Genomic DNA, 19,607 nt, shown 5'->3' on the forward strand with positions numbered 1-19,607 from the left:
AAAGCGAAGCGGGATTTCACCTCTCCCCGCAAGCGGGGAGAGGTGAAGAAAAAGCATTCCTCTGAAATTATCTTGAGTTCAGCTCTTCGGGCTGCTCACCGCGTTGGTGTGCAGGTAGTCCGTCAGTACGCGGCGGTCGATCTCGTCGATGCGGTTGATGCCGCACAGGCCCATGGTCGTGCTCAACTCCTTGCCGATCAGATCGAGCGCCGTGGTCACGCCCAACTGTCCGCCGGCGCCGAGACCGTAGATATAGGCGCGGCCGATCATGCAGGACTTCGCGCCGAGCGCCAGCGCGCGCATCACGTCCTGTCCGGTGCGGATGCCGCCGTCGAACATGATCTCGGTTTGCGCGCCGACATCCTGCACGATTTCCGGCAGCACCGAGATCGACGACGGCGCGCCGTCAAGCTGACGCCCGCCGTGGTTCGACACCACGATGGCTTCCGCGCCGGTCTTCACCGCCTCGCGCGCGTCGGCGACATCGAGGATGCCCTTGATGATGAGCTTGCCGGGCCAGATGCTGCGGATCCATTCGACGTCCTTCCAGTTCAGCGTGGTGTCGAACTGCGAGGCGACCCATTCGGAGGTTGAGCCGAGATCCTCCGCTCCCTTCACATGGCCGGCGATGTTGCCGAAGTTGCGGCTCTTGCCCTTGAGGATGCCGGAGAGCCAGCCCGGCTTGGTGGCGAAGTCGACGATGTTCTTCAGCGTCATCAACTTCGGCGGCACCGACAGGCCATTCTTGATGTCGGCGTGGCGCTGTCCCAGCACCTGCAAATCGACCGTCAGCACCAGCGCGCTGCATTTCGCGGCAATGGCGCGCTCGATGAGAGACTTCGCGAAGCCGCGATCCTTCATGACATACAACTGAAACCAGAACGGCTTGTCGACATTCGCGGCCACATCCTCAATCGAGCAGATCGACATGGTCGAGAGCGTGTAGGGAATGTTCAGCGCCTGCGCCGCGCGGCAGGCGTAGATCTCGCCGTCGCCGTATTGCATGCCGGTCGAGCCGACCGGCGCGAGGATCAGCGGCATGGCTGCGCGTTCGCCGAGAATGGTGGTGCTCAACTCGCGCTTGGAAACGTCCACCAGGATGCGCTGGCGAAACTTGATCTTCGCCATGTCGTCGACGTTGGCGCGCAGCGTCTCTTCCGCATAGGAGCCGCGATCGACATAGTCGAAGAAGGCCTTGGGCACACGGCGCTTGTGGATCTGCCGCAGGTCTTCGATGCAGGTGATGTTCTTCATGGACGTTTCCTGGCTCATTGTATTCTTGGTTGCAGCGATCATCTATCATGGCAGCGCCGCGTGCAAACAGCCGCTGGAGATGGAGGGTGTCATGGCCGATAAGGACCGTGGTCCGGAAGCTGGTAAAAAGGCGAATGACGACAAGCGCAGGCTTGATGAGGCGCTTGAGGAAGGCCTTGAGGAGACCTTCCCCGGCTCCGATCCTGTGAATGTGGTTCAGCCGGCTCCCTCGAAGCCCGATCATCACATCAAGCGCAAAGGCTGATCGCCGCCCGTCGGGCTGCCGCGAGCCGGAACATGGCCCCGTCCCGGACGTTATTCCCGCGAACCCGCAGAGGAGTAACCGATGGCTGATACAGGCACCAAGGCGCGCGATCACAAGATCGGCGACCAGAGCAAGGACGAGAAGGGCTCCAAGGCCCACAAGGACAAGCTGGACGATGCCTTGAACAAGGGGCTGGAAGAATCATTTCCGGGCTCCGATCCGGTCAGCGTGACCCAGCCGCCGCCCTCCAAGCATGACGAAGACATCAAGCGGAAAGGCTGAAGGGAGCCGCGGAAACCGCCTTCGTTTCGAGATTCCCGGATAAAATTGTTATTATTCAGTGTGATAGCGACGGTCGCCGGTCTCCGGCGGCCGTAATGATTCATCATATTTTTTGAAGGTTTTCCGACAGCAGAGGCTTTATAATCAGCTCAGCGCTACAATGGGGCGCTCGCCAGAGCCATACAGGTGCCCAGGGTGCTTGACCGGAGACTCGGCGGAGCAGGGGAATTCATGGTTCGCAAGTATTTCGGCACCGACGGCATTCGCGGCCGTGCCAACAGTCTCATCACGCCCGAACTGGCTCTCAAGGTCGGTCAGGCGGCGGGGTTGGCGTTTCAGCGCGGCGAGCACCGTCATCGCGTGGTGATCGGCAAGGACACCCGGCTTTCCGGCTACATGATCGAGAATGCCATGGTGGCGGGATTCACATCCGTCGGCATGGACGTGCTGCTGCTCGGTCCGATGCCGACGCCGGCCGTCGCGATGCTGACCAAGTCAATGCGCGCCGATCTCGGCGTGATGATTTCCGCCTCGCACAATCTGTTCGACGACAACGGCATCAAGCTGTTCGGTCCCGCCGGATTCAAGCTGTCCGACGACGTCGAAGCGCAGATCGAACTCCTGATGGACGAGAATCTCGACAAGCGTCTTGCGCAGAGCGCCAGCCTTGGCCGCGCTCGCCGCATCGACGGCGTTCATGATCGCTATATCGAATTCGCCAAGCGCACCCTGCCGCGCGATATCGATCTCGACGGGCTTCGCGTGGTGGTCGATTGCGCCAATGGCGCCGCCTACAAGGTGGTGCCGGAAGCGCTGTGGGAACTGGGCGCCGACGTGATCTCCATCGGCGTCGAGCCGGACGGCTTCAACATCAACAAGGATTGCGGCTCGACCTCGCCGGAAGCGCTGTCGCGCAAGGTGCGGGAGATGCGCGCCGACATCGGCATCGCGCTCGACGGCGACGCCGACCGCGTCATCATCACCGACGAACGCGGCCATGTGGTCGACGGCGACCAACTGCTTGCCGTGATCGCGCAGAGCTGGAAGGACGACGGACGTCTCGCCAGACCCGGCATCGTCGCCACCGTGATGTCGAATCTCGGCCTCGAGCGTTATCTGAAAGACATCGGCATCGAGATGCTGCGCACGCCGGTCGGCGACCGCTACGTGCTCGAGCAGATGCTGAAGGGCGGCTACAATCTCGGCGGCGAGCCGTCGGGCCATATCATCATGTCGGACTTTGCCACCACCGGCGACGGTTTCGTCGCGGCGCTGCAGGTTCTCTCAGTGGTGAAGAAGCTCGGCCGCCCGGTGTCGGAGGTCTGCCATCGCTTCGAAGCAATGCCGCAGATCCTCAAGAACGTCCGCTACCGCACTGGCAAGCCGCTCGACAATCCGCAGGTCAAGGCCGCGATCCTCGATGCCGAGAAGCGTCTCAACGGCAGCGGCCGCCTGTTGATTCGTCCGTCGGGCACGGAGCCGGTGATCCGGGTGATGGGCGAGGGCGATGACCGCGATCTCGTCGAGGAAGCGGTCGACATGATCGTCTCGGCGCTGGGACTTGCCGCCGCGGCGGCATGATCTTCTTTTCACCTCTCCCCGTTTACGGGGAGAGGTCGGATCGCGCAGCGATCCGGGTGAGGGGCTGTGCTAGAAATTCTGCTCATGAGATTGCCCCTCACCCCAACCCTCTCCCGGCAGGCGGGGAGAGGGAGCAGATGTTGCTCCCCCCGGGACGACTCGAGAGTGCAATGCAAACTGGCGCAGTCTGGCCAATCCGGCAACGCAGCCATGGTCAATTGCGGCTGGTGAGGCTGCCGCCGAGTTTGTATTTCAATTCGTTCAATCTGGAATTTGCCGGGAATTGCCGTGAACAAGCCCGTTATCCTGTCCGAAGATACCCTCGCTGCGCCGATCGTTGTGGATGATCCTCCGAAAGCCGCGGCGTCGGGTCCGGCCTTCGCCGTGATCGGCGCCATCAGCGTTTCGCATATGCTGAACGACCTGATGCAGTCGCTGATCCCGTCGGTTTATCCGATCCTGAAGGACAACTACGCGCTGGATTTCGGCCAGATCGGCATGATCACGCTGGCCTTCATGTTCACGTCGTCGCTGCTGCAGCCGGTGATCGGCGCTTACACCGACAAGCACCCGAAGCCGTTTTCGCTGGCGCTCGGCATGGGCTTCACCTTCGCTGGACTGATCCTGCTGAGTGTCGCGCATCATTACTGGGCGATCCTGCTCGCGGCGGCGCTGGTCGGTACCGGCTCGGCGGTGTTTCATCCGGAGTCGTCGCGCATCGCGCGCATGGCTTCGGGCGGCCGGGTCGGAATGGCGCAATCGGTGTTTCAGGTCGGCGGCAATTTCGGCAGCGCGATCGGCCCGGTGCTCGCGGCGCTGATCGTGGTGCCGTTTGGGCAGGGCAGCATCGCCTGGTTCTCGCTGGTAGCGGCGCTCGCCATCGTCATCCTCTGGCAGATCGGCCGCTGGTACAAGCCGCGCGTCGCGCTGCGCAAGAGCGCGCATGCCGTGACGGGCGAAGAGCGGTCGTCGACGCGCACCCTTGTCGCGCTGACAGTGTTGATGGTGCTGCTGTTCTCGAAAGCGTTCTACACCGCAAGCATCGGCAGCTACTACACGTTCTTCCTGATCCAGAAGTTCGGCATCACCACGCAGGCGTCGCAGATCTATCTGTTCCTGTTTCTCGGCGCGAGCGCGGTCGGCGTGTTCTTCGGCGGCCCGCTGGGCGATCGCTTCGGCCGCAAGTATGTCATCTGGTTCTCGATCATCGGCGCGCTGCCGTTCACGCTGGCGCTGCCCTATGTCGGCCTGTTCTCGAGCGCGGTGCTGAGCATCCTGATCGGGTTCATCATCTCGTCGGCGACGCCGGCGATCATCGTCTATGCCCAGGAACTGATGCCGCATCGCCTCGGCATGATCTCCGGCTTGTTCTACGGCATGGCGTTCGGCTTCGGCGGCGTCGGCGCCGCGGTGCTGGGCGAGGTCGCGGACTGGAAGGGCATCACCTTCGTCTATCAGGTCTGCGCCTTTCTGCCGGCCATTGGCCTGCTTGCGATCTTCCTGCCGCACATCAAGCGCCACAAGCTCTGACGTTTATTCGTCCTTGCAGGAGCGTAGCGACGAAGCAATCCATCGATCGCCCATCATGCGGGGATCATGGATTGCTTCGCTTCGCTCGCAATGACCCCGGTCGCAGGCCGGTCGCGCTCATCGCGTCAGCATCCCTGACTCACCCGTCAACACATCGTTAGGATTTGCGGCGTGCGATGCCATGCGCGTTATCAAAGCGTTTACCGCTCAGCTTAAGGCGCATTAAAAATCACGGTTAAGAATTAGGGTTAAGTGCCGCTTAAGCATTTGCTGGCATCGTCCGCTCATGAGTTTTGTGTGTGGGGCTTTTGTCTGCCTCACCGGACGAAAGGACCGGACCAATGCGTACTCTGAAGAATCTCATTGCTGCAGGCGCTGCTTCATTGATGTCGACCGCGGTGCTCGCCGCCGACTTGCCTCTCGCACCGCCGCCCTACATTCCCCCTCCGGTCGAAGACTTCGGTGGCTGGTATCTGCGCGGCGACATCGGCTTCAGCAATCAACAGGTGAAGCGTCTGGACAATGCACTCTACTACGATCCGGGCGTCTCGGTGCAGAACACAGGCCTCGGATTCGACAGCGCGGGTATCTTCGGCCTCGGCGCCGGCTATCGCTTCAACAACTGGCTCCGCGCCGACGTCACGGGTGAGTATCGCGGCAAAGCGAATTTTCATGGTGCCGATATTGTCTCGTTTAATGGCGTTCCGACGAGCACCAATACTTATACCGGAAGCAAGTCCGAATGGCTGGTTCTCGCCAACGTCTATGCCGATCTCGGAACGTGGTGGTGCATCACGCCGTTCGTCGGTGTCGGTATCGGTGGCGCTCGCAACACGATTTCGGGTTTCACCGATACGGGCGTACAGGATGCAAGCACCGCATTTGGTCCGACCGCCTCGAAATGGAATTTCGCCTGGGCGGTACATGCCGGCCTTGCCTACCAGATCAATCCGAGCCTGACGCTGGAAATGGCATATCGCTATGTCGATCTGGGCGATGGCATCACCGGCGATGTGTATGCCTTCGACGGCACCAACGATCGCAACAACCCGATGCATTTCAAGAGCATCACCTCGCACGACCTGAAGCTCGGCGTGCGCTGGGCGATCGATCCGATGCCGGCCTACGCGCCGCCGCTGATGCGCAAGGGCTGATCGCGTTTCTTCTGTCTTCTCCCCTCCTGACAAACTTCAACGGCGCGGAATTCTCCGCGCCGTTTTCTTTTGCGCGCCAACGGGCGAGGCAACGGTTGGTTAAGGTTAACGCGGCATGATTGAACGTAGTTAAGCGTTTATGGAGTTCGGTAATGCGTCGGATCGTATTGGCGATGATGTTAGCCGCTGTGGTGCAGGGCGCGCAGGCCGCGGACTTTCCCGATCTTCCGATCTTGCGCGGCAGCCTGCGCGAAGGCCTGGGCGCGCGCTATGCTAGATGGGACGGCTTCTACGTCGGCGGACAGGCCGCCTACGGTTCCTCGGATCACAATTTCAACGGTGCGACGAAGGATATCGCTGCACAGCAGCTCGCGCTCACCACCGTCGAGCAGGTACTGCAGGTGTCCACCTGGCCGGTGATCGGTGGCAAGGTTTCCCACCAGAACGCAGCCTTCGGCGGTTTCGCCGGCTACAATGCGCAATGGAGCGATACCGTGCTTGGCGTCGACGTCAGCTATATGCATGGGACGTTCGGTGCAAAGGCTAGCGGCAACATGGCCCGGCAGATCACCGTCGATGACGTCAACTATAGCGCAAATGCCACTTCGGCCGCCTCGATCAATTTCACGGATGTGCTTACCCTACGCGGCCGGGCTGGATATGCGGTCGGCAACTTCCTTCCCTATGCTTTTGGTGGTGTCGCTCTTGGACTGGCCGACAGTAACAGGTCGAGCATCATCAGAAGCACGGGCACCTATGTCGGCACGGGCACCCCGACGATCACGGATTACGACGTGACCTACAGCAAGGCCGAGAACAAGCACGGCCGTCTGATGGTCGGTTACACCTTCGGTGTCGGCGCAGAGGCCATGCTGTTCGGCAATTTCTTCGCGCGCGGCGAATGGGAATATGTCCGCTTCACTGGTCCGATCGACACCAATGTCAACACGGTGCGCGGCGGTCTCGGCTACCGGTTCTGACAGGATCGCGCTTCGCAATTCTCTTTTGCAGCCTCCGTTCTTGACCTAGGATGACGTGCTCCGTTGCGCTGTCGCTCCGGTCGGGAGGCGGTCATGAAGATTTACGGCGATCTGAAGTCGGGCAATTGCCTGAAGGTGAAGTGGGTCTGCGACAAGCTCTCGCGGCGCTACACGTGGATCGATGTCGATACCTCGAAGGGTGAAAGCCACACTCCGGAGTTCCTGAAGCTCAACAGCGCCGGACAGGTGCCGGTGATCGAACTCGATGACGGCCGTTCGCTGGCCCAGTCCAACGCCATTATCCGCTATCTGGCGCGCGGCACGGACCTCATTCCGGCTGAAGCATTTCTCAGCGCGAAAATGGACGAGTGGCTGTTCTGGGAACAATACAGTCACGAGCCGTATATCGCGGTATGCCGCGCCCAGATGGTTTATCTCGGCAAGTCGCAGGGCGATCTCGATACGGACAAGGTCAAGCGCGGATATTTCGCGCTGGCGCGGATGGAGCACGAACTGAGAGACCGGCGGTTTCTGGTGGGCGATGCGCTGTCGCTCGCCGACGTGGCGCTGCTGGCTTACACGCGCGTCGCCCATGAAGGCGGCTTTCACCTCGACGGCTATGACGCCGTGAAGCGCTGGATCGCGGACTCCGAGAAAAATCTCGGGCTTTGATCCGTCGCAAGAGGCCGGTTGCCGGTGCGCGGGATAAGACGGCAGCAATCTCCGTCCTCCAGTCCTGGAAAGCGTCAGCCATGTCGGCCATCAATCCCCTGACCGCCATTGCGGTCCTGCTCGCCACCGCTGCGACCGATGCGATCTACGTCCTGTTCACATCCGCCGTGGTCGCACGCCGCGCGATACCCGCGGCGAACTGGAGCAGCCTCTGGTATCTGCTCTCGTCCTTTGCCGTCATCAGCTACACCGAGAACTGGGTCTATGTGACGTTCGCGGCGATAGGGTCCTGGCTGGGCGCGTTCGCCACCATCAAGTTCCTGCACCGGCCGCCAGGCGGGCCTCCGGTGGGCGCATCCCCCGATTGATCGCCGGGGCGGGTTTGCATGCCACGTTTGTGATCGCCGGCATCCAAAGTTTCTTGACGAAATCGGAAACCTTCCATATGCACGGCGGCGGGACACCTCCCCCCAACGGGAGGCTAGCTATCTGGAAGGATAGAATATGACTGTAGCGAAGCCCGGCTCAAAGCCGAACGTGCCGCATTTCTCTTCCGGCCCCTGCGCCAAGCGCCCCGGCTGGGCCCCCCAAAATCTCAAGGACGCCGCTCTCGGCCGCTCGCATCGCGCGAAGGTCGGCAAGGCCAAGCTCAAGCTCGCGATCGACCTGACGCGCGAAGTGCTTGAAGTGCCGGCCGACTACAAGATCGGCATCGTGCCTGCGTCCGACACCGGCGCCGTCGAAATGGCGCTGTGGTCGCTGCTCGGACCGCGCCCCGTCACCACCATCGCGTGGGAATCCTTCGGCGAAGGCTGGGTCAGCGACGTCGTCAAGGAATTGAAGCTGAAGGATGTCGTCAAGCTCAGTGCGGGCTACGGCGAAATTCCGGACCTGTCGAAGGCCGACAAGAATTCGGATATCGTGTTTACCTGGAACGGCACCACTTCCGGGGTGCGCGTGCCCAATGCCGACTGGATCAGGGCCGATCGCGAAGGGCTGACCATCTGCGACGCCACCTCCGCCGCGTTCGCGCAGCCGCTCGACTGGCCGAAACTCGATGTCGTGACCTTCTCCTGGCAGAAGGCGCTGGGCGGCGAAGCTGCGCACGGCATGCTCATCCTGTCGCCGCGCGCTGTCGCGCGGCTGGAGAGCTATACGCCGCCGTGGCCGTTGCCGAAGATCTTCCGCATGACCAAGGGCGGCAAGCTCAATGCCGGGATCTTCGAAGGCGAGACCATCAACACGCCGTCCATGCTTTGCGTCGAGGACTATCTCGATGCACTGAACTGGGCCAAGTCGGTCGGCGGTCTCAAAGCGCTGATCGCGCGCGCCGACGCGAACACGAAAGTCCTTGCCGACTGGAAGGCAAAGACGCCGTGGGTGGACTTCCTGGCGAAGGATGCATCGATCCGCTCCAACACCTCGGTCTGCCTGAAGGTTGTCGATCCGGCGATCACGTCGCTCTCCGCCGATGCTCAAGCCGACTTTGCCAAGAAGCTGGTCGCAGCCGTCGAGAAGGAAGGCGCCGGCTACGACTTCGCGCATTATCGCGATGCGCCTGCGGGCCTTCGCATCTGGTGCGGCGCGACGGTCGAGGCGAAGGATGTCGAAATCCTGACGCAGTGGATCGACTGGGCTTTCGCCGAGACCAAGGCTTCGCTCGCGAAAGCGGCTTGATTTTTTTTCACCCTCCCCTTGAGGGGGAGGGTCGACGCACCGCAGGTGCGGCGGGGTGGGGTGAACAGTTCCCATGTCGCCGCACGAGAATTCACATTGATAACTTCACCCCACCCCGGCCTTGCAGGCCGACCCTCCCCCTCAAGGGGAGGGTGAAGGAAGAACATCATGTCCAAGCCCAAAGTTCTCATTTCCGACGCGCTGTCTCCCGCTGCCGTGCAGATATTCAAGGATCGCGGCGTCGATGTCGATTTCCAGCCGGATCTCGGCAAGGACAAGGACAAGCTCGCCGAGATCATCGGCAATTATGACGGCCTCGCCATCCGCTCCGCCACCAAGGCGACGGCGAAGATTCTGGAAAAGGCTGCGAAGCTGAAGGTGATCGGCCGCGCCGGCATCGGCGTCGATAACGTTGAAATCCCCGCCGCCACGGCCAAGGGCATCATCGTGATGAACACGCCGTTCGGCAATTCGATCACCACCGCCGAACACGCCATCACACTGATGCTGGCGCTGGCCCGCGAGATCCCCGCCGCCGACGCCTCCACCCAGGCCGGCAAGTGGGAGAAGAACCGCTTCATGGGCGTCGAGATCACCGCCAAGACGCTCGGCGTGATCGGCTGCGGCAACATCGGCGCGATCGTCGCCGACCGCGCGCTCGGCCTGCGCATGAAGGTGATCGCGTTCGACCCGTTCCTGTCGCCGGAGCGCGCCAAGGACATCGGCGTCGAGAAGGTCGAGCTTGACGATCTTCTGAAGCGTGCCGACTTTATCACGCTGCATACGCCGCTCACCGAAAAGACCAAGAACATCCTCGACGCGGCGGCTCTCGCCAAGACCAAGAAGGGCGTACGCATCATCAACTGCGCGCGCGGCGGCCTGGTGGACGAGGCCGCGCTCGCCGCCGCCCTCGACTCCAAGCATGTCGCGGGCGCTGCCTTCGACGTGTTCGTCGAGGAGCCGGCCAAGACCAACGTGCTGTTCGGCCGTGCCAACGTGATCTGCACCCCGCATCTCGGCGCATCGACCACTGAGGCGCAGGAGAACGTCGCGTTGCAGGTGGCCGAGCAGATGTCGGACTACCTTCTGACCGGCGCGATCTCCAACGCGGTCAACTTCCCCTCGATCACGGCGGAAGAAGCGCCGAAGCTGAAGCCGTTCATCGAACTGGCCGAAAAGCTCGGCTCGTTCGCCGGCCAGCTCACCGAGACCGGCATCTCCAAGGTGACCATCACCTACGAAGGCCATGTCGCGGAAATGAAGATCAGGGCGCTGACCTCGGCGGCGCTGTCGGGCCTGCTGCGGCCGATGCTCGGCGACGTCAATGTCGTCTCCGCGCCGGTGGTGGCAAAGGAGCGCGGCATGGTGGTGGACGAGGTGGTCCGCGCCGCGGAAGGCGATTACGAGAGCCTGATCACGGTAACCGTCACCACCGAGCGGCAGGAACGCTCCGTGTCCGGCACCGTTTATGCCGACGGTGCACCGCGTCTGGTCGACATCAAGGGCATTCGTGTCGATGCCGAGTTCGGCAAGTCGATGATCTACGTCACCAACGAGGACAAGCCAGGCTTTATCGGCAAGTTTGCCTCGCTGCTCGGCGACGCCAAGGTCAACATCGCGACCTTCCATCTTGGCCGCAACAAGCAGGGCGGCGACGCCATCGCGCTGGTCGAGGTCGACGGCGCGGTACCAGCTGACGTGCTTGCCAAGGTGGCCACGCTGCCGCAGGTCAAGCAGGCCAAGGCTCTGGCATTCTGAGGCGCTGACGCTCTGATCTGCTTTTGGGCATCGCTGCCTGCAAAAGCGACAATTGAATTTCGAATCCACACGGGCCGGAGATTCTCCGGCCCTTTTTTTTGTGACGGCTATCGAAAAGGGATTTTGCCGGACGAGAGGGTAAGGAACCCGAAAGACTATCTAGGTAAATTTATGGCGAACCTTCCTGCGCAGAAGCGCGTCCCGCCCCGGAGTCTTCATCGTGAAGCTGCTCAATAATATGCGTATTACGGCCAAACTCGCGATCTTGGTCGGTATCACCCTGATCGGTCTGTGCGCGGCCGGTCTTTTCGCCGGCAGCATGATGCAGAAGGAAATGGTCCACGCCCGTATCGAGCAGACCCGCGCGATTGTCGAGACCGCGCGCAGCATGGCGCTTGCGATGCAGAAGCAGGTCGAGGCCGGCAAGCTAACCAAGGAAGCTGCGATCGAGGAATGGGGCAGCCGCGTAAGGACGATGACTTACGACAATGGCAACGGCTACATGTTCTCCTATACGATGGACGGCGTCACCGTCTCGGCGCCGGATGCGAAGACCATCGGCACCAATCGTCTGAACGTTGAAACCAGCGGCCGTGCCCTGGTACGGGAACTGCGCGACGGCATCATCGCCGGCAAGGGCGAGGTCACGCTATATTACGAATATATGAAACCCGGCGAGAAGGATCCGATCCGCAAGATGTCCTATGCGGTGTCCGTTCCGGGCTGGAATCTGCTCGTCGGCACCGGCGCGTATCTTGACGACCTCGATGCCAAGCTGATGCCGATCGCGGTGGCGCTCGGCATCGCCATCCTCGCCATCGCGGCATTCTCCGGCGCCATCGCCTGGCTGATCGGCCGCAGCATCACCCGTCCGCTCGGCCAGCTCGGCGCGCGCATGCAGACGCTCGCCGACGGCCACCTTGACGAGGACATTCCGGGCCGCGACCGCCGCGACGAAGTCGGCGCGATGGCTGCGACCGTGCAGGTCTTCAAGGACAACGCGTTGCGGATCCGCGGCCTCGAGCAGCAGGAAGCGGAAGCCGAGAAGCGCGCAGCCGCGGAGCGGCAGGCGGCGATGCAAAACATCGCCAATGAGTTTGAAAGCAGTGTCGACGGCATCGTTCGTTCGGTGGCATCATCGGCAGTCGGCATGCAGCGGACGGCGGAATCGATGACCGCCTCCGCCAGCGACGCCAGCGGACGTGCGGCCAACGTGGCTTCGGCATCGGAGCGGGCATCTAACAACGTCGGCACGGTCGCGGCGGCGGCTGAAGAACTGTCAAGCTCGGTCGCCGAGATCGCGCGTCAGGTCAGCCAGTCCAACGAGATCGCCAGCAGGGCGGTGGGCGACGCTGAGCGCACCAACGCGACGGTGCAGGTTCTGTCCAGCGGCGCGGAGAAGATCGGCGAGGTGGTGCAGCTTATTCACAGCATCGCGGCGCAGACCAATCTCTTGGCGCTGAATGCGACCATCGAAGCGGCGCGCGCCGGCGAGGCGGGACGCGGCTTCGCCGTGGTGGCCTCCGAGGTCAAGGCGCTGGCCAACCAGACCGCCAAGGCCACCGAGGAAATCTCGGCCCAGGTCGCGGCGATGCAGTCGACCACCAGCGACGCGGTGGTGTCGATCCAGGGCATCACCGAGACCATCGCGCGCATGAGCGAGATCACCATGAATATCTCCAGCGCGATCGAGGAGCAGGGCGCCGCGACGCGCGAGATCGCGCGCAACATCCAGTCGGTGGCGGAAGGATCGAACGAGATCAGCGGTCACATCGGCGGCGTCAGTTCGGCGGCGGCTGCGACCGGCACGGCCGCGGCGGACGTCTTGTCCAGCGCGCGCGACCTCGACCAGCAGTCGGGCATGCTGCGCTCGGCGGTGGATGAATTCCTCGGCAAGGTGCGGGCGGCTTGATTCTGCTGCATTGAGCACGAGTGCTCATCATAAGAAAACGTCATGGCCGGGCTTGACCCGGCCATACATTTTTTGAAGTGATGGATACGCGGGTCAAGCCCGCGTATGACGATCAGAGTGTGCAGCCAGCCCTCACTGCTTCTCGATCCTGGCATCCCGGATCAGCTTCTCCCACACCACGAGTTGCTGCTTCAGGAATGCATCGAAGCTCTCCGGCGTGCCGGAGAAGGCTTCCATGCCGCGGTCGGCCAGCTCCTTGCGGATGTCGGGCCGCTCGACCACCTTGCGGATCTCCGCGTTCAGCTTCGTCACGATGTCTTTCGGCATGTCGGCCGGGCCGAGATAACCCTGCCATGATGTGATGTCGAAGCCCTTCACGCCGGCCTCGTCCATGGTGGGAAGATCGGGCAGCAACGCCGAACGCTTCATGGTCGTCACCGCCAGCGCCTTCAGCACCTTGCCGTTGACATGCGGCAGACCGGTCGGCACGTCGACAAACATCATCGAGACTCGCCCTGCGATGACGTCGGTCAGCGCCGGCGGCGAACTCTTGTAAGGCACATGCAGCAGGTCGATCCCGGCGAGGGTGGCGAATGTCGCGCCGGAGACGATCGCCGACGAACTGCCGCTGGCGTAGGAGTATTTGCCCGGATCTTTCTTGGCGAGCGCGACAAGTTCGGCGACCGAGTTGGCCGGAATCTCCGGATTGATCACCAGCATGAACGGCAGATCGCCAGTGCGCGCGATCGGCGTGAAATCCTTGATCGGGTCGTAGGTCATGGTCTTCAGCAGATACGGATTGGCTGAATGCGAGGTGTTGGTGGTGACGAACAGCGTGTAGCCGTCCGGCGCGGAGCGCGCCACGTAGCTGGCCGCGATCGATCCGTTCGCGCCGGGCTTGTTGTCGATCACGATGTTGGCGCCGAGTGCCGTCGCGAGTTCTTTCGAGATCAGCCGCGTCGTGCTGTCGGTGCCGCTGCCCGCCGCGAACGGCAGCACCAGCGTGATGTTCTTGCCCGGTGCGGGGTAGGGAGTTTGCGCCGCCAATGGTGTTGCGGTCAGAACGCCCGCCGTTACGGCCAGCGCTGCGGCGAGCGTTGCCGCCGCCAATTTCGATGTCGTCATTCCGTTGTCTCCGCCCTGTTTTGTGACGCGCGTGTCGACAGACTGCCGCCGGAGCGGGCCTGCGCCGTTCGTTCATGACCAGACTGCGCGAAGTCGCGGGAAAATGCGAGAGGGTGCGCAAAAAGTTGCGCCGCATCAAATGATGCTGCTCAGGGGCGGGATGGCGGTGTCCGCGCCGATCCGCTTCGGGACGCGGTGAAGATCCCCGCCAGCACCAGCACATAGCCTACCAGATGAAACAGCTCCGGCTTCTCGCCGAGCAGCACGATGGCCATCACCGAACCGAACACCGGCACCAGGTGAAAGAACGGCGCGGCGCGATTGGGTCCGATCAGTTCGATGCCGCGGTTGAAGAACAGATAGGCCAGCGTCGAAGGAAAGATCACGACAAATACCAGCGTCAGCACGGTCAGGGTGTCGAAGGTCAGTGTCTCTCCGATCGAGACCTCCCATCCCACCAGCGGAATCAGCATCACAGCGCCGGCCCCGGTGGTGAACGCGATCAGCGAGAGCGGGTTGATCTTCGGCCGTTTCGGCATCAGCGCCGAATACAGTCCGAACACGAACAGCGCGCCAGCGAAGCTGATGTCGCCGGCGTTGACCTGGATCGCCGCCAGCGCGGCGAGATCCCCGCGCAGGATGATGACGAGGACGCCGAGCAGTGAGACGAGGATGCCGATGGCCTGCATCCATGACAGCCTCACCCCGAACAGGATCAGCGACCATAGCGCGACGAACAGCGGTCCGGATGACTGGATCAGCAGCGCGTTCAACGCCTGCGTGTGTTGAAGGCCCCAATAGGATAGCGCGTTGTTGAAGGCGAAGCCGGTAAAGGCGAGCAGCAGCAGCAGCGGAAGACGACGGCGCATGACCGGCCAGTCGCGCTGCAGGTAGGGCCATGCGAAAGGCGCGAGCACGAGAGCGGTCCCCGCCCAGCGGCCGAAGGTGAGCGCGAAAGGCGGCACATGGCCGGCCACGTAACGTCCGAGCACGATGTTGCCGGCCCAGAACAGCGCCATCAGGCTGAGCATCAGATAGGGCTGATTGGAGAGCCAGGCGGCAACGGAACGTTTGCGCAAGGGCGGATCGGCGACGGTCATGAATTTTCGGGAAAGAGGGCAGGCTGAGTTGTGCCCATATTCGTGGGCTTCACAACCGCCAATCCCGGATTGCTAGGTTGCGCCAGATGGGCAGCGCGGCCGCGCCGTCATTGGGGAACGCGAAATGCCCGGATCAGTTCGCGGTCGCCGATCCGCGCCGCGCCGCGATGAAAACGCCGACCAGCACCAGTGCGTAGCCGGCCAGATGAAACAGCCGCAGCCTCTCACCGAGGAAGACAATGGCCATGACCGATCCGAACACCGGGATCAGGTGAAAGAACGGCGCCGCGCGATTGGCGCCGATCAGTTCCACGCCGCGGTTGAAGCACAGATACGACAGGATCGACGGGAAGATCGCGACATAGAACAGCACCGCGAAGTTCGACGGCGTGAACTGCATAGCGGGCCGGGTCGCCAGTTCCCATATCAGCAGCGGGATCAGGCATAGCGTGCCGCAGCCGAAGGTAAAGGCGAGAAACGACAGGTTGTCGATCGCCGGCCGCTTCGCCGACAGGGCCGAGTAGAAACCGAAGATCGCCAGCGCCACGAGATAGATGATGTCACCCTTGTTGAGGGTGATCTGCGACAGCGCCCCAAGATCGCCGCGCAGCAGGATCACCAACACGCCGCTCAGCGAGACGAGGATGCCGGCCGCCTGCGCCCAGGTGAGGCGGATACCCAGCAGCACCAGCGACCAGATCGCCACGAACAGCGGTCCCGAGGATTGCATCAGCAGGGCGTTCAGCGCCTCGGTATATTCCAGCGCCCAGTACTGCAGCACGTTGAAGATGCTGATCCCGGTGAACGACAGCACCACCATCGTGGTGAGACGCTGGCGAATCGCGCCCCAGTCGCGCACCAGATGCGGCCAGGCGAACGGCAGCACAATCAGAAACGCGACGCCCCAGCGGATGAACGACAGGGTGATGGGCGGTATCTGGTTGGCGACGAAGCGGCCGACCACGGCGTTGCCGGCCCAGAACAGCGGCGTCAGCGTCAGCAGCAGATATGGCTTGTTCATCAGCCATGACGTGGTGGATCGCGGCACGGGGCTGTTCATGTCGGGGGCGGTTTCGAGGCTTCGGAAGGGCCGGTCCGGTTGTCCGGATTATACGGGAAATATCAACGATTTGGCTTGTGTATCGGAGGCCCGTCAACACCCGTTGGCGCTTGCGTCCCATGCGCGCATCCGTTATCCGATGACATGCCTCGCAAGCCAGTAACCCTGCTGCAAGGCGCTGGAATTCCGGCGGATTTGCGGGTTGCGGGAGATTGTCTGGAATGGCCAATGTTGTCGTCGTCGGCGCCCAGTGGGGCGACGAAGGGAAGGGCAAGATCGTCGATTGGTTGTCGGAGCAGGCTGACGTCATCGTCCGCTTTCAGGGCGGCCACAACGCCGGCCACACTCTCGTCATCAACGGGAACACCTACAAGCTGGCGCTGCTGCCCTCGGGCGTGCTGCGGCCGTCGAAGCTGTCGGTGATCGGCAATGGCGTGGTGTTCGACCCCCAGGCTTTTGTCACCGAGCTTGAAAAGCTGCGCGGCCAGGGTGTTGCCATCTCGCCGGACAATCTGCGCGTCGCCGAAAACGTCACGCTGATCCTGCCGCTGCATCGCGAACTCGATGCGGTGCGCGAGAACGCCAGCAAGGCCACCGCCATCGGCACCACCCAGCGCGGCATCGGCCCCGCTTATGAAGACAAGGTCGGCCGCCGCGCGATCCGCCTGATGGATCTCGCCGATCCGCAGACGCTGCCGCACAAGATCGACCGCCTGCTGGCGCATCACAATGCGCTGCGCCGCGGCCTCAATCTGCCGGAAGTCGACGGCGCGGAGCTCTTGAAAGAACTGACGGAGATCGCGCCGAAGGTGCTGCCGTTCGCGGACTCGGTGTGGAATCTGCTCGACCACAAGCGCCGCGAAGGCAAGCGCATCCTGTTCGAAGGCGCGCAGGGCGCGCTGCTCGACGTCGATCACGGCACCTATCCTTACGTCACGTCGTCGAACACGGTGGCGGCGCAGGCGGCGACCGGCACCGGCATGGGGCCGAGTTCGCTGGGCTATGTGCTCGGCATCTGCAAGGCCTATACGACCCGCGTCGGGCAGGGCCCGTTCCCGACCGAACTGGACAACGAGATCGGCGAAGAGATCGGCCGCCGCGGCAAGGAGTTCGGCGTCAACACCGGGCGCAAGCGGCGCTGCGGCTGGTTCGATGCCGTGCTGGTGCGGCAGACCGCGCGGACCTGCGGCATCCACGGTCTGGCCCTGACCAAGCTCGATATTCTCGACGGCTTCGACACCATCGAGGTCTGCGTCGGCTACAAGCTCGACGGCAAGGAGATCGATCATCTGCCGGCAGGCGAGGGCGCGCAGGCGCGCGTCGAGCCGATCTACGAGACCATCGAAGGCTGGAAGGAGCCGACGGCCAATGCCCGGTCATGGGCCGACCTGCCTGCGCAGGCCATCAAATACGTGCGCCGGGTCGAGGAACTGGTCGGCTGTCCCATTGCGCTGCTTTCCACCAGCCCCGAACGCGAGGATACTATCCTCGTGCAGAATCCGTTTGAGGCGTGAACATGGACACCATGTTCTGTTGATTGACGTTTTTTAAGTACAGGGTTTGCCAAGAATCCTGCAGACTGGATGAGGATGGCTGATTACTACCCGCTCATAGCCCGCGCCATCGCCGGACTGGACCCCAGTGCCCCCGGCGAGAGCCGCCGTGCGCTCTATGAACGCGCGCGGACGGCGCTGATTTCCCAGTTGCGCAGTGTGCAGCCCGCTTTGAGCGAAGCCGAGATCACCCGCGAACGTCTGGCGCTCGAGGATGCGGTGCGCCGGGTCGAGGCCGATGCGGTCCGCCGCGCCGCTGCGCATCAGGCGGCCTCATCGGAAACGCCGCGCGAACGCTCTGCAGCGCCATCGTCTGCGCCGAACCCGCCGCCCCAGACCCGGGCGCCGCTGGTCAAGCGTGAAGGACCGCGTCCCGGCGACGCCCTGCGTGAAAGTGCGCGCAGCGCCCGAACCGGATCGGCGCCGCCGCCTGCCGGCCGTGATCGCCCGCCCGGACGCGGCGATGCACCTTCTGGATCCGAGCCACGCCCGCCGCGCAATCTGCGCGGCGACCAGCCGCCCCCGTTGACACGGGCCCAGCCGCCGGGACAGCCGGGATTGCCGACATCGATGCGCGATGTCCGCGCCAACGATCAGCCGACCGATGACACCCGGATGCTGGATGCCTGGACGGAGGAGGCGCGGGCCGGACGCCGCGCGCCGCCGCAGGGCTCGGGGATGCGCGACGTTGTCGCGGACGCCAACGATCTCGGCGGCGCGACCCGTTCGGCGCGGCGCACCTACGCCCAGAACGACATCGATCCGCGCGGCCCCGCGCCGTACAGCTACGACGAATCCGCCGAGGAAGCCGGACGCTATCAGCCGTCCGACCGGCCGCGCGCGCGCATCAACATGCGCGACGAGCCCGAAAAAGCCGGCCGCGGCTTTCCGCTCAAGAGCGCCATCGCGGTCGGCGTTGCCGTGATCGCCATCGGCGCCGCGATCTGGGGCGGCCCGAAGGCCTACTCGCTGTTCAAGTCGCTGACCAAGCCGGCACAGCAGGCGGACACCGCGCCGAAGGACGCCTCGGGCACGCGGCCGAAAATCACCGACCGCGTCGGGCAGCCGGGCGCGACGCAGATCGCGCCGGTGGCGCAGCGCGTGGTGCTCTACGATGAAGATCCGTCCGCGCCGCAGGGCAAGCAGTATGTCGGCTCGGTGATCTGGCGCACCGAGGCGGTTAAGGTGCCGGCCGGCCAGCCGGCGGACATTGGCGTGCGGGCCGACATCGACATTCCTGAGCGCAAGATCAAGATGTCGCTCTCGATCCGCCGCAACACCGACGCGTCGCTGCCGGCGAGCCACACCGCCGAACTGACCTTCGTGCTGCCGCCCGATTTCGGCACCACGGTCGCCAACGTTCCCGGCATCCTGATGAAGTCCAACGAGCAGGCGCGCGGCACACCGCTGGCCGGACTCGCGGTGAAGGTCACCGACGGTTTCTTCCTGGTCGGGCTGTCGAATGTCGAGGCCGACAAGTCGCGCAACCTGCAACTGCTGAAGGAGCGGTCGTGGTTCGATATTCCGCTGGTCTACGCCAACCAGCGCCGCTCCATCGTCGCCATTGAGAAGGGTGCGCCGGGCGAGCGCGCCTTCAACGAAGCCTTCACGGCCTGGGGGCAGTGACGCATGATCGGGACCGGAACGGCCGCGCCGGCGCAAAGTGGGGACCGGTTTTCCGATCAGATCATGCGCAAAGGTGAT

Annotated in this window: 17 protein-coding genes; 13 read left to right on the forward strand and 4 right to left on the reverse strand. The window is 63.2% G+C overall.

Annotated features, from left to right (window positions below; all coding sequences use genetic code 11):
* Window positions 1-78 precede the first annotated feature (78 nt).
* Window positions 79-1,254, reverse strand: coding sequence for an alpha-hydroxy acid oxidase (locus LVY71_RS05845; protein ID WP_235098873.1), 1,176 nt, complete (start codon window positions 1,252-1,254; stop codon window positions 79-81).
* On the opposite strand from LVY71_RS05845, the gene LVY71_RS05850 reads away from it, so the two are divergent.
* The 11 genes from LVY71_RS05850 (at window position 1,235) to LVY71_RS05900 (ending at window position 13,065) form a co-directional block, all read left to right on the forward strand.
* Window positions 1,235-1,519: a hypothetical protein gene (locus LVY71_RS05850; protein ID WP_235100100.1), complete on the forward strand. Its 285-nt coding sequence runs from the start codon at window positions 1,235-1,237 to the stop codon at window positions 1,517-1,519. The genes LVY71_RS05845 and LVY71_RS05850 overlap by 20 nt on opposite strands.
* A gap of 81 nt (window positions 1,520-1,600) precedes the next feature.
* The gene (locus LVY71_RS05855; protein ID WP_235100101.1) at window positions 1,601-1,801 is read left to right on the forward strand and encodes a hypothetical protein; all 201 of its coding nucleotides are present in this window, start codon (window positions 1,601-1,603) and stop codon (window positions 1,799-1,801) included.
* Window positions 1,802-2,032: 231 nt separating this feature from the next.
* On the forward strand, window positions 2,033-3,382 hold the full coding sequence (gene glmM / locus LVY71_RS05860; RefSeq protein WP_235098874.1) for a phosphoglucosamine mutase: 1,350 nt from the start codon (window positions 2,033-2,035) through the stop codon (window positions 3,380-3,382).
* A gap of 288 nt (window positions 3,383-3,670) precedes the next feature.
* Window positions 3,671-4,912: an MFS transporter gene (locus tag LVY71_RS05865; RefSeq protein WP_235098875.1), complete on the forward strand. Its 1,242-nt coding sequence runs from the start codon at window positions 3,671-3,673 to the stop codon at window positions 4,910-4,912.
* A gap of 341 nt (window positions 4,913-5,253) precedes the next feature.
* Entirely contained in the window at window positions 5,254-6,066 is an 813-nt protein-coding gene (locus tag LVY71_RS05870; RefSeq protein WP_235098876.1) for an outer membrane protein, read from the forward strand.
* 152 nt (window positions 6,067-6,218) lie between these two features.
* On the forward strand, window positions 6,219-7,046 hold the full coding sequence (locus LVY71_RS05875) for an outer membrane protein (protein WP_235098877.1): 828 nt from the start codon (window positions 6,219-6,221) through the stop codon (window positions 7,044-7,046).
* Between the two features lie 93 nt (window positions 7,047-7,139).
* Entirely contained in the window at window positions 7,140-7,718 is a 579-nt protein-coding gene (locus LVY71_RS05880; protein WP_235098878.1) for a glutathione S-transferase family protein, read from the forward strand.
* An 80-nt stretch (window positions 7,719-7,798) separates the two neighbouring features.
* Window positions 7,799-8,086, forward strand: a complete 288-nt coding sequence (locus tag LVY71_RS05885) for a hypothetical protein (protein WP_235098879.1) — start codon at window positions 7,799-7,801, stop codon at window positions 8,084-8,086.
* A gap of 136 nt (window positions 8,087-8,222) precedes the next feature.
* A complete protein-coding gene (locus LVY71_RS05890; protein ID WP_235098880.1) occupies window positions 8,223-9,395 on the forward strand; it encodes a phosphoserine transaminase in 1,173 nt (390 codons plus the stop codon).
* Window positions 9,396-9,563: 168 nt separating this feature from the next.
* Window positions 9,564-11,153, forward strand: a complete 1,590-nt coding sequence (gene serA / locus LVY71_RS05895) for a phosphoglycerate dehydrogenase (protein ID WP_235098881.1) — start codon at window positions 9,564-9,566, stop codon at window positions 11,151-11,153.
* Window positions 11,154-11,373: 220 nt separating this feature from the next.
* Window positions 11,374-13,065 carry a methyl-accepting chemotaxis protein gene (locus LVY71_RS05900; RefSeq protein ID WP_235098882.1) on the forward strand — a complete coding sequence of 564 codons (1,692 nt, stop codon included), beginning with the start codon at window positions 11,374-11,376 and terminating at the stop codon, window positions 13,063-13,065.
* A gap of 132 nt (window positions 13,066-13,197) precedes the next feature.
* Here LVY71_RS05900 and LVY71_RS05905 read toward each other — a convergent pair whose 3' ends face one another.
* The 3 genes from LVY71_RS05905 to LVY71_RS05915 all read right to left on the reverse strand — a co-directional run bounded on the left by LVY71_RS05905 (window position 13,198) and on the right by LVY71_RS05915 (window position 16,350).
* A complete protein-coding gene (locus LVY71_RS05905) occupies window positions 13,198-14,190 on the reverse strand; it encodes a Bug family tripartite tricarboxylate transporter substrate binding protein (RefSeq protein WP_235098883.1) in 993 nt (330 codons plus the stop codon).
* Between the two features lie 149 nt (window positions 14,191-14,339).
* Window positions 14,340-15,290: a DMT family transporter gene (locus LVY71_RS05910; RefSeq protein ID WP_235098884.1), complete on the reverse strand. Its 951-nt coding sequence runs from the start codon at window positions 15,288-15,290 to the stop codon at window positions 14,340-14,342.
* Between the two features lie 133 nt (window positions 15,291-15,423).
* Complete coding sequence (locus tag LVY71_RS05915; RefSeq protein ID WP_235098885.1) at window positions 15,424-16,350, reverse strand: DMT family transporter; 927 nt, start codon at window positions 16,348-16,350, stop codon at window positions 15,424-15,426.
* Between the two features lie 221 nt (window positions 16,351-16,571).
* On the opposite strand from LVY71_RS05915, the gene LVY71_RS05920 reads away from it, so the two are divergent.
* Both LVY71_RS05920 and LVY71_RS05925 read left to right on the forward strand, forming a co-directional pair.
* On the forward strand, window positions 16,572-17,864 hold the full coding sequence (locus LVY71_RS05920) for an adenylosuccinate synthase (RefSeq protein ID WP_235098886.1): 1,293 nt from the start codon (window positions 16,572-16,574) through the stop codon (window positions 17,862-17,864).
* Between the two features lie 75 nt (window positions 17,865-17,939).
* Window positions 17,940-19,529, forward strand: a complete 1,590-nt coding sequence (locus LVY71_RS05925) for a hypothetical protein (RefSeq protein ID WP_235098887.1) — start codon at window positions 17,940-17,942, stop codon at window positions 19,527-19,529.
* Window positions 19,530-19,607: the final 78 nt, after the last annotated feature.

This window comes from Bradyrhizobium sp. G127 (assembly GCF_021502575.1).
In the GTDB taxonomy this organism is placed as follows: Bacteria; Pseudomonadota; Alphaproteobacteria; order Rhizobiales; family Xanthobacteraceae; genus Afipia.

Excerpts from the sequence above, each read along its gene's own strand:
- LVY71_RS05850 (WP_235100100.1), top strand. The coding sequence starts at position 1,235 with ATGCAGGTGATGTTCTTCATGGACGTTTCCTGGCTCATTGTATTCTTG.
- LVY71_RS05845 (WP_235098873.1), bottom strand. The coding sequence starts at position 1,254 with ATGAAGAACATCACCTGCATCGAAGACCTGCGGCAGATCCACAAGCGC.
- LVY71_RS05855 (WP_235100101.1), top strand. The coding sequence starts at position 1,601 with ATGGCTGATACAGGCACCAAGGCGCGCGATCACAAGATCGGCGACCAG.
- glmM (WP_235098874.1), top strand. The coding sequence starts at position 2,033 with ATGGTTCGCAAGTATTTCGGCACCGACGGCATTCGCGGCCGTGCCAAC.
- LVY71_RS05870 (WP_235098876.1), top strand. The coding sequence starts at position 5,254 with ATGCGTACTCTGAAGAATCTCATTGCTGCAGGCGCTGCTTCATTGATG.
- LVY71_RS05875 (WP_235098877.1), top strand. The coding sequence starts at position 6,219 with ATGCGTCGGATCGTATTGGCGATGATGTTAGCCGCTGTGGTGCAGGGC.
- LVY71_RS05880 (WP_235098878.1), top strand. The coding sequence starts at position 7,140 with ATGAAGATTTACGGCGATCTGAAGTCGGGCAATTGCCTGAAGGTGAAG.
- LVY71_RS05885 (WP_235098879.1), top strand. The coding sequence starts at position 7,799 with ATGTCGGCCATCAATCCCCTGACCGCCATTGCGGTCCTGCTCGCCACC.
- LVY71_RS05890 (WP_235098880.1), top strand. The coding sequence starts at position 8,223 with ATGACTGTAGCGAAGCCCGGCTCAAAGCCGAACGTGCCGCATTTCTCT.
- serA (WP_235098881.1), top strand. The coding sequence starts at position 9,564 with ATGTCCAAGCCCAAAGTTCTCATTTCCGACGCGCTGTCTCCCGCTGCC.
- LVY71_RS05905 (WP_235098883.1), bottom strand. The coding sequence starts at position 14,190 with ATGACGACATCGAAATTGGCGGCGGCAACGCTCGCCGCAGCGCTGGCC.
- LVY71_RS05910 (WP_235098884.1), bottom strand. The coding sequence starts at position 15,290 with ATGACCGTCGCCGATCCGCCCTTGCGCAAACGTTCCGTTGCCGCCTGG.
- LVY71_RS05915 (WP_235098885.1), bottom strand. The coding sequence starts at position 16,350 with ATGAACAGCCCCGTGCCGCGATCCACCACGTCATGGCTGATGAACAAG.
- LVY71_RS05920 (WP_235098886.1), top strand. The coding sequence starts at position 16,572 with ATGGCCAATGTTGTCGTCGTCGGCGCCCAGTGGGGCGACGAAGGGAAG.
- LVY71_RS05925 (WP_235098887.1), top strand. The coding sequence starts at position 17,940 with ATGGCTGATTACTACCCGCTCATAGCCCGCGCCATCGCCGGACTGGAC.